Source organism: Vibrio sp. 03-59-1 (assembly GCF_013114135.1).
GTDB classification, from domain to species: domain Bacteria; phylum Pseudomonadota; class Gammaproteobacteria; order Enterobacterales; family Vibrionaceae; genus Vibrio; species Vibrio cortegadensis.
This window is the reverse complement of sequence record NZ_VTYA01000013.1, coordinates 173,544-188,660: the sequence shown is the minus strand read 5'-3', so window position 1 is coordinate 188,660 and position 15,117 is coordinate 173,544. Positions and strand designations below refer to the sequence as shown.

14 protein-coding genes and 1 tRNA gene are annotated in these 15,117 nt (G+C 42.1%); 4 read left to right on the top strand and 11 right to left on the bottom strand.

The window, feature by feature from the left end:
- Positions 1-13 precede the first annotated feature (13 nt).
- Positions 14-98, top strand: a tRNA-Tyr gene (locus tag F0249_RS14605).
- A gap of 463 nt (positions 99-561) precedes the next feature.
- Here F0249_RS14605 and yfbV read toward each other — a convergent pair.
- Complete coding sequence (gene yfbV, locus F0249_RS14600; RefSeq protein ID WP_017051502.1) at positions 562-1,014, bottom strand: terminus macrodomain insulation protein YfbV; 453 nt, start codon at positions 1,012-1,014, stop codon at positions 562-564.
- A 339-nt stretch (positions 1,015-1,353) separates the two neighbouring features.
- Here yfbV and F0249_RS14595 point away from each other — a divergent pair, with 339 nt between their 5' ends.
- The 3 genes from F0249_RS14595 to F0249_RS14585 all read left to right on the top strand — a co-directional run bounded on the left by F0249_RS14595 (position 1,354) and on the right by F0249_RS14585 (position 6,041).
- Positions 1,354-2,550 (top strand): acetate kinase, encoded by a 1,197-nt coding sequence (locus F0249_RS14595; protein WP_017099050.1) that lies wholly within the window; start codon positions 1,354-1,356, stop codon positions 2,548-2,550.
- 146 nt (positions 2,551-2,696) lie between these two features.
- A complete protein-coding gene (pta, locus tag F0249_RS14590; RefSeq protein ID WP_017051500.1) occupies positions 2,697-4,862 on the top strand; it encodes a phosphate acetyltransferase in 2,166 nt (721 codons plus the stop codon).
- 165 nt (positions 4,863-5,027) lie between these two features.
- Positions 5,028-6,041 carry a GGDEF domain-containing protein gene (locus F0249_RS14585; protein ID WP_171757067.1) on the top strand — a complete coding sequence of 338 codons (1,014 nt, stop codon included), beginning with the start codon at positions 5,028-5,030 and terminating at the stop codon, positions 6,039-6,041.
- Here F0249_RS14585 and F0249_RS14580 read toward each other — a convergent pair.
- The 10 genes from F0249_RS14580 to moaB form a co-directional block, all read right to left on the bottom strand.
- Complete coding sequence (locus F0249_RS14580; protein ID WP_171757066.1) at positions 6,028-6,981, bottom strand: glutathione S-transferase family protein; 954 nt, start codon at positions 6,979-6,981, stop codon at positions 6,028-6,030. The genes F0249_RS14585 and F0249_RS14580 overlap by 14 nt on opposite strands.
- A gap of 190 nt (positions 6,982-7,171) precedes the next feature.
- Positions 7,172-8,167 carry a murein tripeptide/oligopeptide ABC transporter ATP binding protein OppF gene (gene oppF, locus F0249_RS14575; protein ID WP_171757065.1) on the bottom strand — a complete coding sequence of 332 codons (996 nt, stop codon included), beginning with the start codon at positions 8,165-8,167 and terminating at the stop codon, positions 7,172-7,174.
- Positions 8,164-9,135, bottom strand: coding sequence for an ABC transporter ATP-binding protein (locus F0249_RS14570; protein WP_171757071.1), 972 nt, complete (start codon positions 9,133-9,135; stop codon positions 8,164-8,166). The genes oppF and F0249_RS14570 overlap by 4 nt, the downstream gene beginning before the upstream one ends.
- Before the next feature lie 36 nt (positions 9,136-9,171).
- Positions 9,172-10,074 carry an oligopeptide ABC transporter permease OppC gene (gene oppC / locus F0249_RS14565; protein WP_113799975.1) on the bottom strand — a complete coding sequence of 301 codons (903 nt, stop codon included), beginning with the start codon at positions 10,072-10,074 and terminating at the stop codon, positions 9,172-9,174.
- Positions 10,075-10,085: 11 nt separating this feature from the next.
- The gene (oppB, locus tag F0249_RS14560) at positions 10,086-11,006 is read right to left on the bottom strand and encodes an oligopeptide ABC transporter permease OppB (RefSeq protein WP_017051495.1); all 921 of its coding nucleotides are present in this window, start codon (positions 11,004-11,006) and stop codon (positions 10,086-10,088) included.
- Between the two features lie 98 nt (positions 11,007-11,104).
- A complete protein-coding gene (locus F0249_RS14555) occupies positions 11,105-12,736 on the bottom strand; it encodes an ABC transporter substrate-binding protein (protein ID WP_113799973.1) in 1,632 nt (543 codons plus the stop codon).
- A 578-nt stretch (positions 12,737-13,314) separates the two neighbouring features.
- Positions 13,315-13,770: a molybdopterin synthase catalytic subunit MoaE gene (gene moaE / locus F0249_RS14550; protein WP_171757070.1), complete on the bottom strand. Its 456-nt coding sequence runs from the start codon at positions 13,768-13,770 to the stop codon at positions 13,315-13,317.
- A gap of 2 nt (positions 13,771-13,772) precedes the next feature.
- Positions 13,773-14,018 carry a molybdopterin synthase sulfur carrier subunit gene (gene moaD, locus F0249_RS14545; protein ID WP_113799968.1) on the bottom strand — a complete coding sequence of 82 codons (246 nt, stop codon included), beginning with the start codon at positions 14,016-14,018 and terminating at the stop codon, positions 13,773-13,775.
- On the bottom strand, positions 14,015-14,494 hold the full coding sequence (gene moaC / locus F0249_RS14540; protein WP_171757064.1) for a cyclic pyranopterin monophosphate synthase MoaC: 480 nt from the start codon (positions 14,492-14,494) through the stop codon (positions 14,015-14,017). Before moaC ends, moaD begins: the two co-directional genes overlap by 4 nt.
- 34 nt (positions 14,495-14,528) lie before the next feature.
- Positions 14,529-15,041 (bottom strand): molybdenum cofactor biosynthesis protein B, encoded by a 513-nt coding sequence (gene moaB, locus F0249_RS14535; RefSeq protein ID WP_017051490.1) that lies wholly within the window; start codon positions 15,039-15,041, stop codon positions 14,529-14,531.
- Positions 15,042-15,117 lie beyond the last annotated feature (76 nt).

Below are 15,117 nucleotides of genomic sequence, written 5' to 3'. Positions count from 1 at the left end.
AAGAAAACACCCTGGAGGGGTTCCCGAGTGGCCAAAGGGATCAGACTGTAAATCTGACGGCACTGCCTTCGATGGTTCGAATCCGTCCCCCTCCACCATATTCTTTTTAAAAAGAACACTAAACCAGCTCATTGAGCTGGTTTTTTTGTATCTATCATCTGGTGATAGGTGATGATGATTTGAAATGGCTAGCGTTTCAAAGCCGGCCCTGATTCAAAACCGTAAACCGCTCGACGCGGCCAAAAGCTCAGAAGTCAAATTACGGATCACAGCTCGCAATCAATTATGACTTATCGAAACCTCGCATTAACCAAAAGATGTTCCCTATCCGAATGGCGGAAAATAAAAAACCTCACTCCCTCCAGAAAAATAATCTGGGTGAAATGAGGCTTATATTTTTTCTTAATGCGTTCCCGCATAAATGTAAGGCACAGTCCTGCTCTCGAATGGATAACACAAGACTCAGTGTTATCTATCTACTAGCCCAGCAATTAGCGCTTTGCCAACATATACATATACATATACAGAGCTCGAATAAAGCCGCTCAACAATATGAATGTCTTAAAACCAACGCTCTAGAGATGATTTATCTAGCTGTCTAAAGGCACGGTTAAGTATGATCGCCAACTCTTTATAGCGAGGCTTAGGTTTCATTGGCTCTAAGGCACACCCTGTTTCGATAATTTTTTGATGAAGCTCTCTATACCAACCAGCCAGTGCTGGGGGTAATTGTGTTTTTGAACGATTGCCCAACCACCACATACCTTGCAGCGGTAAACTGATCGCAAACAGCGCCACTACAATAGCTTGTGGCATCGCTTGGCCATTTTGAAAAACCATTTGAGTTAAAACACTGATCGCAGCAATCGCAGGCATCACTTTGATGCCAAATTTTGTCGCTTTAATAATACGTTGCTCTGGAAAAATAGGGTTCAGTTCTTTACGAACAGGCCAAATATCCATGTAAGCTTGGCCATCTTTTAAGCTATGCGCTAATCCGACTTTGTTGTTCATACGGCTCTCTCACTAAAAAATAATTGAATAGTTCAACTAAAAGCGCAAAAAATTGATAAAAGTTAATATTCTTTCAAATTTTTTTTGTTATATTTGACGATTATCGCTATCCTTTGCAGGCCCTCATCTCATTGTTGCTGTTATTTTCGATTAAGGCAACCATGAGACGACATCTGCAAGGAATGCACTGGTGATTTTTTTGTAAGAAATCGCTTCTCATTATATGGATATTAAAGTTTTTTTGACCAAGACTAGTACGCACTGCCTGCCAGTTCGTCTATTCTTGTGAGTAATTTTAATCCAAACTGATTTTTATCAGACGAATAACAGGTAGCACTCATGTCTAAGCTGGTTTTAGTTTTAAACTGTGGTAGTTCTTCTCTTAAATTTGCTGTAGTTGACGCAGTATCTGGTGACGAGCATCTAACAGGTCTTGCAGAATGTCTGCATCTTCCTGAAGCTCGTATCAAGTGGAAACTTGATGGTAAACACGAAGCTCAACTAGGTAATGGCGCAGCACACGAAGAAGCACTAGCCTTCATGGTAGAAACTATTCTTGCTTCTAAGCCAGAACTTTCTGAAAACCTTGCAGCAATCGGTCACCGTGTTGTGCATGGTGGTGAAAACTTTACTTCATCAGCACTAATCACTGATGAAGTAATTAAAGGTATCGAAGATGCAGCGACTTTCGCTCCTCTTCACAACCCTGCGCACCTTATCGGTATTAAAGCAGCTCAAAAATCATTCCCAGCACTAAAAAACGTTGCTGTATTTGATACTGCTTTCCACACGACAATGCCAGAAGAAGCTTACCTATACGCGCTTCCATACAACCTATACACAGATCACGGTATTCGTCGTTACGGTGCACATGGTACATCTCACCTATTTATTACTCGTGAGTGTGCCACGCTTCTAGACAAACCTATTGAAGAAGTTAACATCATTAACTGTCACCTAGGTAACGGCGCATCTGTTTGTGCAGTCAAGAATGGCCAATCTGTAGATACTTCTATGGGCCTTACTCCTCTTGAAGGTCTTGTAATGGGTACTCGCTGTGGCGACCTTGACCCTGCTGTTATGTTCCACCTACATGACAAACTAGGCATGAGCGTTGATGAAATCAACACAATGTTCACTAAAGAGTCTGGCCTACAAGGTCTAACTCAAGTAACTTCTGACTGTCGTTTCGTTGAAGACAACTACGGCGAGAAAGAAGAAGCTACTCGTGCAATGGACGTATTCTGTCACCGTCTAGCGAAATACGTTGCAAGCTACACTGCAACTCTAGAAGGTCGTCTTGACGCTATCGTATTCACTGGTGGCATCGGTGAAAACTCAGCGCCAATCCGTGAAATGGTTCTTAACCGTCTTGCATTCTTCGGTATCGAAGTAGATAGCGCAGCTAACCTTAAAGCTCGTTTCGGCGGCGAAGGTACTATCACGACTGAAAACAGCCGTGTACCAGCAATGGTTATCTCTACTAATGAAGAGCTAGTAATTGCAGAAGATACAGCTGAACTAGCAGGTCTTTAATCGAATTTTCTGACTAGCTTCACTCGAAGCTAGTCAGATTTTTATCTAAGAAAAATGGGGCTCAACTTTTATTCCTACCCCTATATAAATGTTGGTAGGAACAGGAGTTGAGCTTTTTTCATTCCAATAGTTAAAGGTACTCCTCAATGTCCCGTACTATTATGCTTATCCCTACAAGCGCTGGTGTTGGTCTTACTAGTGTAAGCATGGGTGTTCTTCGCGCGATGGAGCGCAAAGGCGTAAGTGTTTCGTTTTACAAGCCAATCGCTCAACCTCGTAGCGGTGGCGATCAACCAGATCTAACATCAACTATCATTAGCACAAACAGCGACATCAAGATTGGTGAACCAATCGCGATGACTAAAGCTGAAGCGTTGATCGGTAGTGAAAAAATGGATGTACTTCTTGAGTCTGTTGTTGCGCAATACAACAATATCAACAAAGATGCAGAAGTAACGCTAATCGAAGGTCTAGTTCCTACTCGTAAGCACCCATTTGCTAACCAAGTGAACGCGGAAATCGCGAAAACACTTGGCGCGGAGATCGTATTCGTTGCGACTCCTGGTACTGACAACCCTACGCAACTTAAAGAGCGTATCGAAGTAGCATGTTCTAACTTCGGCGGTACTAAGAACAAAAACATTAAAGGCGTAATCATTAACAAGCTAAACGCTCCTGTTGATGATGCTGGCCGTACTCGCCCTGACCTATCTGAAATCTTTGACGATGCAGATAGCGCTCAGCAAGCGAACCTTGAAGTGATGCAGATCTTCAACTCTAGCCCTATCCGTGTTCTTGGCTGCGTGCCATGGAGCATCGATCTAATCGCAACTCGTGCGGTTGATATGGCTAAGCACCTTAACGCTGAAATCATCAACGAAGGTGAAATTGCAACGCGTCGTATTAAGAGCATCACTTTCTGTGCACGTTCTCTACCGCACATGATCGAGCACTTCAAACCAGGTTCACTGCTAGTAACATCTGCAGACCGCCCTGACGTTATCGTTGCTGCAGCTCTTGCTGCGAAAAATGGTGTTGAAATTGGCGCAATTCTACTAACTGGCGGTTACGATATCCCAGAAAGCATTGCTAACCTTTGTGCACCTGCATTTGCGACAGGCCTTCCGATCTTCAAAGCGCAAGGTAACACTTGGCAGACGTCTCTTAACCTACAGAGCTTCAACCTAGAAGTACCTGCAGACGATAAAGAGCGTATCGAGTTCGTTAACGATCACGTTGCAAGCCACATTGATGGCCCTTGGATTGATTCTCTATCTGAAGGCACTCAAGGTATCCGTCGTCTAAGCCCACCAGCATTCCGTTACCAACTAACAGAATTTGCTCGTAAAGCGGCTAAGCGCATCGTTCTTCCTGAAGGTGATGAGCCACGTACTGTTAAAGCGGCTTCTATCTGTGCTGAGCGCGGAATCGCAACTTGTGTACTTCTAGGTAACCCTGAAGAAATTCGTCGCGTTGCTGCACAGCAAGGTGTTGAGCTAGGTGCTGGCGTTGAGATCATCGATTCTGCATCAGTTCGTGAAAACTACGTAGCTCGCCTAGTAGAACTTCGTGGCGCTAAAGGTATGACTGAAGTTGTAGCTCGTGAGAAGCTAGAAGATTCAGTATTCCTAGGTACTATGATGCTTGAAGCCGGCGAAGTTGACGGCCTAGTTTCTGGTGCTGTTCACACAACGGCGAACACAATTGTTCCTCCGTTCCAGATCATCAAGACTGCTCCTGATGCTTCTATCGTATCTTCAATCTTCTTTATGCTTCTGCCTGATCAAGTTCTTGTATACGGTGACTGTGCGATCAACCCAGATCCAACAGCTGAACAGCTTGCTGAAATCGCTATCCAATCTGCAGATTCTGCTGCGGCATTCGGTATCGACCCACGCGTTGCTATGATCTCTTACTCTACTGGTGAATCTGGTAAAGGTGCCGACGTAGATAAAGTACGTGAAGCAACCAAACTTGCTCAAGAGAAACGTCCTGATCTCGTGATCGACGGTCCTTTACAGTACGACGCAGCAATCATGGAAAACGTAGCCGCTTCTAAAGCGCCTAACTCTCCAGTTGCAGGTAAAGCGACAGTATTCGTATTCCCTGACCTAAACACGGGTAACACGACTTACAAAGCGGTACAGCGTTCAGCAGACCTAGTGTCTATCGGTCCAATGCTTCAAGGTATGCGCAAGCCAGTCAATGACTTGTCTCGTGGCGCTCTAGTAGACGACATCGTTTACACTGTAGCTCTAACGGCTATCCAAGCAGACCAAGCTGCTCAAGCTGAAGAAAAAGTAGTTAACTAATTTTCTTTTATAGAAAACAAAAACCCTAGATTTTTATCTAGGGTTTTTTTTGATCAAATTAAGGCATATCATACCATAATAGGCGGAAATTATAGCAAGAGCGACTCTAGTTAGCTAGTATAAAAGAATTTCTCGTTAAAACCTTCTCGGATATAGGTTAACTAAATGGACAAAGAAGCGATATATAGTGTAGCAACAAGTAAGCCAGACTCCTTACTCAAGGAGCATGTACTGACTATTGCCTGTATATTATTGGGCATCATTTCTACAGGATTGGCATACCACAATTTCACAGAGTTCAAACATTACTACTTAGGTTCTGGTGAATTGATTTTTGCTACTGCATGCTTTTATATTGTTATTCAGCGGTATAGACGCCAGTTGCTGCCTTGGCACTATTTTTTATTTCTATTGATGCTCACCTTTGTCATCATTTATGGTATTGCTACGACCAAACTTTTTTCTGGGCTCATGCTTTGGATATTTTGTTTGCCTTTGTTATACCACCTGTTTTTAAATAAGTTTGCCGCCTCCCTCATTACATTTTTTATCATATGTATAACGCTGTTCCTTATTGCTGGAAAAGACGACAGCCAAAATATTAGCTCCCAACTCAACCTCATTCTTCCATATATCATTGTTTGGTTTCTTTCATTTTCCTATGAACAAGCTAGAGAAAAAGTACAGCAAAAACTTGAGGATATTGCTCAAACAGATTCATTAACCGAGGTGAAAAATCGACAAGGTTTGAAGCATGACGTAGAGAGTTCCCTTTCAATGATGAATAACCTTTACATCCTTCACTTCGACATTGATCACTTTAAACAGGTCAATGATACATACGGTCACAGTGCCGGAGATCAGGTTCTAAAATCGACATGCCGAATGGTTGAAAAAACCATTTCAAAACCTAACCTGTACCGTCTTGGCGGTGAAGAATTTTGTATTATCTATGAGTCAAAAAACTCTGACTCGGCAAAGATAATCGCTGATAGCATTCGAGTTAACATTGAAAATAACGTTATAACTATAGGCGAAGAGCAAGTATCCATCACTGTTAGTGCAGGACTCAGCCCTCTAAATATCTCGGAACAACCCGTTGAATCAACATTAAAAAATACCGACCAAGCTCTATATTATGCCAAAGAACATGGTCGGAATCAGATTAAGGTGTACTAGATTTTTCTCGACCATGAACCGACTCTAAATCTAGTGCAGGTCCTTTCGGCACAACTTGAGTTGGGTTGATCCCTGTATGGCTGTAATAGTAATGACGCTTGATATGGTAGAAATCGGTCGTCTCTTTGATGCCTTTAACTTGGTATAGCTCTTTTAAGTAACCCTGAATATGGGCGTAATCTGAAATTCTCTGCTTGTTACACTTGAAATGGCCGACATACACCGCATCGAATCTAACTAGAGTGGTAAACAATCTCCAATCCGCTTCTGTCATCTTATTTCCCGCTAAATAACGGTGCTCACTAAGATGCGCATCGACTTTATCTAAGGCCGAAAATAGTGCGTCGTAAGCCTCTTCATAAGCATCTTGAGTGGTAGCAAATCCACACTTATAAACGCCATTATTAATATTTGGATAAATATAATCATTCCATTCATCAATTTTCTTCGTCAGTGCCATAGGATAGTAATCATCCGTGTTGCCCGTTAATTCATTAAATTCCGAGTTGAACATACGGATAATTTCAGAGGACTCATTACTCACAATAGTATTGGTTTTCTTGTCCCATAATACAGGAACCGTTACTCGTCCTGAGTAATCAGGCTTGGCTTGAGTATAGATTTGATGCATATAGGTATGACCAAACAAAGGCTCAGGCAAGCCCATTTTCCATCCCCCGCTCATCATATCCGGGCAGACCACCGTCACATCAATATGCTCGGTAAGATCTTTAAGTTCACGGAAAATCAGAGTCCGATGTGCCCACGGGCAAGCTAATGATACATATAGATGATACCGCCCACTTTCTGGCTGAAATGGTTCACCGACTTTATTCTCTATCCAATGACGAAAACCCGCATCTGCGCGAACAAATTTACCGCCACTTGATTTTGTGTCGTACCAAACATCGTGCCAAACACCTTCCACTAACTTACCCATAATCATCTCCTATCTGCCACTAATTCGATAAGGTTTATGAGCCCATTATAAAAAAAGCCAATTCATTCAAAACTAGAATAAATTGGCTTAGTTGTTCAGATAAATTGAAGAAGTTTAAACACAAAAAAAGCGCGACTCGATATAGCAGTCGCGCTTAAGCCTGTCACAGGCTGAAATAATGCTTATTTATTTAAGCATCGACCATCAAACAAGAAACTGCATGTCTATCCGATCCTTTAATTGCTGGTTTCTGCTTCGCACATGCCTCTGTTGCAATTGGGCAACGAGTACGGAAAACACAACCAGACGGAGGGTTAATTGGCGAAGGTAAATCACCTTCTAACATTTCAATTTTCTTGTTACGTTCAAGTCTTGGATCTGGAATTGGTACCGCAGACATAAGCGCACGCGTATAAGGGTGCTTAGGATCGGCAAACAACGCATCCGATTCTCCTAACTCAACAGCATTACCTAAATACATGACCAAAACACGGTCTGAGATATGCTTAACAACCGAAAGGTCGTGAGCAATAAAGACAAGACTTAGGCCTAACTCTTTTTGTAACTCTTTCAGAAGGTTAACAACTTGCGCTTGAATCGATACATCCAGTGCTGATACTGGTTCATCACAGATGATCATCTTAGGTTTAAGGATCAACGCACGAGCGATACCAATACGCTGACACTGACCACCAGAGAATTCATGCGGGTAACGGTTAATTACGTTTGGTAGCAAACCAACTTTAGCCATCATCTCTTTAACGCGATCTTTCACTTCTTGCTTTGAAAGTTCTGGATAAAAAGTTTCTAGCGGCTCAGCAATGATCGCACCCACTGACATTCTTGGGTTCAGTGACGCCAGTGGATCCTGGAAAATCATCTGGATCTCTTTACGAGTCTCACGGCGTTGTACTGATTGCATGCGAGTCAGGTCTTGACCTAACCACATTACTTCACCTTCAGTCGCTTCAACTAAACCGATAATGGCACGAGCAAATGTTGATTTACCACAGCCAGATTCGCCCACTACACCAAGAGTTTCACCTTCATATAAACGAACATCGACACCATCAACCGCTTTTAAGTTAGAAGGCTTAGACCATGGCCACGCAGATTTTGAAGCAATGCTAAAGTGGACTTTAAGATTCTTAATATCCAGTAATAGTTCTTTATTATCTACACTCATTTTTTCCAAGTCTCCCAATCAGAAAAACATGCACGCTGACGATCAGTACCAAATGGCTGAAGGATAGGTGCTTCTTGCTTACAACGGTCCATTACGCGGTGGCAACGCTCTTGATAAGGGCAGCCTGGTGGTAGACGAAGTAAGTTCGGTGGGTTACCTGGAATTGTCGGTAAAATTTCACCTTCTGTATCCAGACGAGGAATCGCTTTCAGTAGACCTTCTGCATATGGGTGACTAGGCTCGTAGAAAATTTCATCAACGGTGCCATATTCCATAGTACGACCAGCATACATAACAAGAACCTTGTCACATGAGCCAGCAACGACGCCTAAATCGTGAGTGATCATGATGATTGCGGTATTGAACTCAGATTTCAGTTCATTCAACAAATCCATAATCTGCGCTTGAATCGTTACATCCAGTGCGGTTGTTGGTTCATCTGCAATCAGCAGCTTAGGGCGACACAATAGTGCCATTGCGATCATTACACGTTGACGCATACCGCCTGAAAATTCATGCGGGTACATCGTAATACGCTTGCGTGCTTCAGGGATCTTAACCGCTTCAAGCATACGTACTGATTCTTCAAATGCTTCCGCCTTACCCATGCCTTTATGCAGCATCAGTACTTCCATAAGCTGATCGCTTACTTTCATGTATGGGTTCAGTGAAGTCATTGGATCTTGGAAGATCATTGCAATCTGTTCAGCACGAACTTTGTTCAATGCTTTTTCAGGTAGGTTCAGTATTTCGTTACCTTCAAACTTTGCGCTACCAGAGATAATACCGTTCTTAGCCAGTAGTCCCATAATTGCGAATACAGTTTGAGATTTACCTGAACCTGACTCACCAACAATACCAAGGGTTTCGCCCTGCTCTAGTGAGAAATTCAAATCGTTAACTGCGGTTACGATACCATCTTGCGTGGTAAATTCGACGCGCAGGTCTTGGACATCTAATAAGCTCATCATTCTTTCCTTATTGATTCTTATAAACCAAAAGATTTATCTGTCTTTTGGATCTAGCGCATCACGCAGGCCATCACCGATATAGTTGAAACAAAATAGTGTCACAATCATAAATATCGCTGGGAATGTTAATTGCCAAATAGCAACTTCCATTGTTTGTGAGCCTTCTTGAAGTAGAGCGCCCCAACTTGTCATAGGTTCTTGAACACCTAGACCAAGGAAACTCAGGAAAGATTCAGTTAAAATCATGCTTGGAACGAGAAGCGTTGAGTAAACCGCTACAATCCCTAATACATTTGGAATGATGTGGCGCTTGATAATATTCCAAGTACTTACACCAGAAACATGTGCCGCTTCGATAAACTCTTTACTACGTAAACTTAGCGTTTGACCACGTACAATACGAGCCATATCCAGCCAAGCAATTGCACCAATAGCAACGAAGATTAGGAAAATATTACGACCAAAGAAGGTTACTAATACAATCACAAGGAACATGAATGGAATTGAGTACAAAATTTCAAGAACACGCATCATCGCGCGGTCAACCTTGCCACCAATAAAGCCAGAAGCTGCACCGTAAACAGTACCAATTAATACTGCAACCAGTGCGCCCATAACACCAACCATAAGTGAGATTCGACCACCGATTAAGGTACGCACGAATAAATCACGGCCTAGGCTATCGGTACCAAATAGATGTTCCGATGACGGTGCTGCATGCATTGCATACCAGTCCGTATCATCGAAAGCATATTGGCTCAACATTGGAGCAAAAATTACCGCTAGTGAAATTATAGTTAGAACAAACAAGCTCACCATTGCTGCTTTATTACGCATAAAGCGAATTCGTGCATCTTGCCAAAGACTACGCCCTTCGATCTCTAAGTTTTCAGAGAACTTTTCCAGCGCATCTATATTATCTTTTTTAGTAATCATAGGAGCCGTCCTTAGTAACGAATTTTTGGATCAACGTAAGCCAGTAAAATATCAACGATAGCGTTGAATACAATGAAGAGGAAACCAATCAAAATGGTCACTCCCATTACTAGCGAGTAGTCACGGTTAAAGGCGGCATTAACAAATAGCTTACCAATTCCTGGCAGGCCAAAAATAGTTTCGATAACAACAGAACCAGTGATGATACCTACGAAAGCAGGCCCCATGTAAGAAACAACTGGCAACATTGCAGGCTTCAGAGCGTGCTTCACAACAATGTATGAATAGCTCAAGCCTTTCGCTCTTGCGGTACGGATAAAGTTACTGTTTAGAGTCTCGATCATGCTACCACGTGTGATACGTGCGAAAGTGGCAACATACAACATCGACATACCTAATACTGGCAAGATCATGTATTTCATTGACCCATCTAACCAGCCACCCGCAGGGAACCAACCTAGATTAATCGAAAACATGTAAATCAACGCAGGTGCTAGCACGAAGGATGGCATAACCACCCCGAGCATGGCCGAGGACATGATCGTATAGTCAAGCCAGGTATTTTGCCGCAGAGCTGCGATCGTTCCGACACTGACACCAAAGATAAGAGCGAAAATGAAGGCTACTGCACCGATTTTTGCCGAAACAGGCAAAGCAGAAGCAACGAGTTCATTTACGGTAAAGTCTTTGTATTTAAAAGATGGACCAAAGTCACCTTGGATAACATTGGTTAAATAGGTGGTGTATTGCTCAAACACAGGCTTATCAAGGCCGTATTTAGCATTAATATTCGCCATTACTTGGGGTGGAAGTGTTCTTTCGCTCGAAAAAGGGCTACCTGGAGCAAAGCGCATCAGGAAGAAAGAAACGGTAATCAATACCAACATAGTGGGTATTGCTTCCATCATTCGTTTTAAAATGAATTTCAGCATAATCTCACTCAATCTGTGACAATTTAAATATGGGAAAAGGCTGCATACACTTACTGTGTATGCAGTCTGATATTAAATTTTATTATTATAGGTAACGTTTACTCAGCGATGATGTACATATCTTTAGAGTAAAGTTTATCTTCAGCGTTGTTTTCTGCGTAGCCACCTACATGAGGGTTAACTAGACGCGCAGTTACGTACTGGTAGATAGGAGCAATCGGCATGTCTTTCGTTAGAAGCGCCTCTTGAGCGTAGTAAAGCTCTTTACGTTCTTCTTCAGAAGTTGCACGAATTGCATCAGCAGTTAGCTTATCGTATTCAGCACTCTTGTAGTGAATACCGCCAGTTGTGTTCTTGCCTTCCATTAATGAAGTAAATGTTGATGCTTCATTGTAGTCACCACACCAACCAGCACGAGCCGCTTCGAAATCGCCCTGCTTCTTAGTTTCTAGGTATGTTTTCCACTCTTGGTTTTCAAGAACAACATCCACACCTAGGTTTTTCTTCCACATAGAGCCAATTGCTACAGCAATTTTCTTGTGGTTTTCAGATGTGTTGTACAACAGCGTAAATTTAAGCGGGTTAGATTTGTTGTATCCAGCCTCTTCAAGAAGCGCTTTTGCTTTAGCATTACGCTCTTTCTGGCTTAGTTTACCGTAATCTGGAGTTTCAGGGCTGAAGTTCGCAACGATCTCAGGCGTTAGGAAGTAAGCAGGCTTCTGACCTTGACCAAGAATCGCATTTGCTACGATGTCACGATCGATTGTGTAAGAAATTGCTTTACGTACACGAACGTCATCAAATGGTGGCTTATGAGTATTGAAGTTGTAGTAGTAAGTACAAAGGTTACCTTTGATTGCTACAGACTCAGAATGTTCTTTTTGTAGACGACGGAAGTGCTCGTTTGGCAGGCTAGATGTAAAGTCAATTTCGCCTGATAGGAAACGGTTCATTTCAGCAACTTGGTTTTCGATAGGAAGGTAAGTTACTTTTGTTAATACTGTATTTGCGTTATCCCAGTATTTTTCGTTACGAACAAGTTCAATACGCTCGTTCACAACCCAGTTACCAACAGTGAATGCACCGTTACCAACAAAGTTTTCTGGTTTCGTCCACTTGTCGCCATACTTTTCAACAGTTGCTTTATGTACAGGCTTAACTGTTGTGTGACCCATCATCATTACGAAGTACGGTACTGGGCTTTCAAGTGTTACTTCAAATGTATTTGCATCAATTGCTTTAACACCTAAAGTTGATTTGTCTTTTTTCCCTGCAATGATATCCGATGCATTAACCATCGTTGTCATTTCTAGGTACCATGAGTAAGGTGATGCTGTGTTTGGATCAACTGCACGTTGGAAGCTGTAGACGAAATCGTCAGCCGTTACAGGATCGCCATTTGACCATTTAGCATCTTTACGAAGGTAGAACGTGAATTTTTTGTTATCTTCTGTTTCCCAACGCTCAGCAACACCTGGAATTGTTTTGCCGTTCGCATCTTGGTTAACTAGACCTTCTAGCAAGTCACGAATAACGTGAGACTCAGGAACACCTTCAGTTTTGTGAGGGTCAAGAGAAGCAACTTCAGTACCGTTACCACGGACGAGTTCTTGTACTTTTGCTAGTTTAGTTCCAGCTGGGACATCAGCTGCGAAAGTCGTAGTAGAAGTGGCAGCAACTGCCATACTCGCGCCTAGAAGAAGGGCCTGAGTGATTTTATTCTTATACATGCATTTAACTCCAAGTTTTATATTTTGCATCCATGACATCTTGGTAAGCTCACATAAACGGATAGTGATTTAGATTTATTTAGCTCAATTCCTAAGCATAAAAATCTAAAAACTTACTAAGATTGCAGCACACACTATCAATCATTGGACTATTTTGCCATTGAATATGGCAAGAAAACGCTAAACAACTACAGATTAAGCGTATATATAGTGTAAATAACTGAAAAAAATTAATGTGCCAGTTTAAATACTAACAATATCTTTCAAAAAACAGACTTTAGTATCACTACATCTAGATTGATGCATTTTTGCAGCATCTTATGCTAGATTTGATACGGAAAATTAACATTTTCCACACGACAGGTCTAATCAAAAGTAACATTTATACTAATAAACACCTTCATTTGTGAGGGTTATCACCGTTCCTAATAAACACCAGTGATAAGCACTTGCTCCTGAGAAATTGCGAAAAAATGTTAAATTTATAGAATTTAAAATGTTATTGCCGCTTATATAAAGCAAAAAAAACCAGCCTAGGGCTGGTTTCTTGATATTCTTTCATCTGGATGTTTTTATCGCTAGGTTTTCCAACGCTCAGCCGCTTTTGCATCTGATTCTCGCGATTCTACCCAACGACTTTCTTGTGTGGTTCGCTCTTTTTTCCAAAATGGAGCACTTGTTTTTAAGTAATCCATAATAAATTCACACGCTTCAAATGAAGCACCTCGATGAGCACTAGAAACACCAACATAGACAATTTGATCGCCAATATCTAAATCACCGACTCGATGAATCACTCGAACTCCAAGCAGTGGCCAGCGAGCCTCCGCTTGGTCACAGATATCAGCAAGTGATTTTTCTGTCATGCCAGGATAATGTTCCAAACGTAATCCGATAACATCATCACCTAAATTCATATCGCGGACTTTACCCACAAAAGTTACAACCGCGCCTGCAGCTGTTCCTTTTGCCAGTATTTCGTACTCATCAGCAATCGAAAAATCATCATATTGAACTGAAACACGTGGATCCATCATTACCCCCCGGTAACCGGTGGGAAAAAAGCGACTTCATCACCACTTTTAATTTCAGATTCCAACGGCACTATCGCTTGGTTTACTGCTGCCAGCAATTTACCAGGTTCTAACGCTAACTCCCATTTGCCTTGTTGAGCAAACAAGTGTGCACGAAGCTGTTCAACTGTCGAGAATTCCTCTTCTAGAGTCAATTCATCGATACCGATAAGTTCACGGGTTTGCGCAAAAAACAAAACTTTAATCATGCATCCACCTTAAAGTGTCCCGATTTTCCGCCAGTCTTTTCCAACAGACGAACACCGTCAATGATCATATCTTTCTGCACCGCTTTACACATGTCATAGATCGTTAGAGCAGCAACTGAAGCAGCCGTTAACGCTTCCATTTCAACACCTGTTTTACCTGCCAATTTACAGACAGATTCAATGCGAACTTTATTTTCTGCTTCAATAGCTTCAAGCTGCACTTCTACTTTTGACAACAAAAGAGGGTGGCAAAGAGGAATTAGATCCCATGTTTTCTTCGCCGCTTGAATTCCAGCAATACGAGCAGTGGCAAACACATCACCCTTGTGGTGTTGGCCGGAGACAATTAACTGCAATGTTTCTGGTGCCATATGAACAAAAGCTTCCGCTCTTGCCTCTCGAACGGTCTCAGATTTTGCAGATACATCCACCATATTCGCCTCACCAGAAGCGTTAATATGAGTAAATTGGTTCATCACTATTTCCTTAGTAAAAACTTAGCGCAACGACTTAAACAGATAGATGCGGCATAAAGTTACAAGGGCGATGACTTGCATCCATTTGCTGTTTGATGATCTTCGTCCAAGCAGTGCGACATGCACCCGTTGAGCCTGGCATTGCGAAAATAACAGTATGGTTAGCAAAGCCAGCGATTGCACGAGATTGAATCGTTGATGTACCGATCTCTTCGTACGAAACAGTACGGAATAGTTCACCAAAACCTTCTACCTGTTTATCAAATAGAGGGACCAATGCTTCAGGCGTGCTGTCACGAGAAGTGAAACCAGTACCACCAGTAATCATTACCGCTTGAATTTTTTCGTCTGCAATCCAATTCGATACAACCGCACGAATCTTATACATGTCATCAATTACAATTTTTTTGTCTGCTAGATTATGACCCGCTTCTTGCAACTGCTCAGCTAAGTAACCACCTGATGTGTCATTTTCTTCTGTACGTGTATCTGAAACGGTTAGTACTGCGATATTTGCCGGTTCGAATTTACTTTCAGCGTGACCCATTTGCTCACCTTTTTTAATTTGTTTGGAGTATGTGCACCGCTGACTATGCTCAGCCGTGCATAATTTTATTCGTCTA

What these genes read in the sequence shown, in the direction of transcription:
- moaD (WP_113799968.1), bottom strand. Translation starts at nt 14,018, where the DNA reads ATGATTAAAGTTTTGTTTTTTGCGCAAACCCGTGAACTTATCGGTATC.
- moaB (WP_017051490.1), bottom strand. Translation starts at nt 15,041, where the DNA reads ATGGGTCACGCTGAAAGTAAATTCGAACCGGCAAATATCGCAGTACTA.
- yfbV (WP_017051502.1), bottom strand. Translation starts at nt 1,014, where the DNA reads ATGAACAACAAAGTCGGATTAGCGCATAGCTTAAAAGATGGCCAAGCT.
- F0249_RS14580 (WP_171757066.1), bottom strand. Translation starts at nt 6,981, where the DNA reads ATGGGTAAGTTAGTGGAAGGTGTTTGGCACGATGTTTGGTACGACACA.
- F0249_RS14555 (WP_113799973.1), bottom strand. Translation starts at nt 12,736, where the DNA reads ATGTATAAGAATAAAATCACTCAGGCCCTTCTTCTAGGCGCGAGTATG.
- F0249_RS14595 (WP_017099050.1), top strand. Translation starts at nt 1,354, where the DNA reads ATGTCTAAGCTGGTTTTAGTTTTAAACTGTGGTAGTTCTTCTCTTAAA.
- moaC (WP_171757064.1), bottom strand. Translation starts at nt 14,494, where the DNA reads ATGAACCAATTTACTCATATTAACGCTTCTGGTGAGGCGAATATGGTG.
- oppF (WP_171757065.1), bottom strand. Translation starts at nt 8,167, where the DNA reads ATGAGTGTAGATAATAAAGAACTATTACTGGATATTAAGAATCTTAAA.
- moaE (WP_171757070.1), bottom strand. Translation starts at nt 13,770, where the DNA reads ATGGATCCACGTGTTTCAGTTCAATATGATGATTTTTCGATTGCTGAT.
- oppC (WP_113799975.1), bottom strand. Translation starts at nt 10,074, where the DNA reads ATGATTACTAAAAAAGATAATATAGATGCGCTGGAAAAGTTCTCTGAA.
- F0249_RS14570 (WP_171757071.1), bottom strand. Translation starts at nt 9,135, where the DNA reads ATGAGCTTATTAGATGTCCAAGACCTGCGCGTCGAATTTACCACGCAA.
- oppB (WP_017051495.1), bottom strand. Translation starts at nt 11,006, where the DNA reads ATGCTGAAATTCATTTTAAAACGAATGATGGAAGCAATACCCACTATG.
- F0249_RS14585 (WP_171757067.1), top strand. Translation starts at nt 5,028, where the DNA reads ATGGACAAAGAAGCGATATATAGTGTAGCAACAAGTAAGCCAGACTCC.
- pta (WP_017051500.1), top strand. Translation starts at nt 2,697, where the DNA reads ATGTCCCGTACTATTATGCTTATCCCTACAAGCGCTGGTGTTGGTCTT.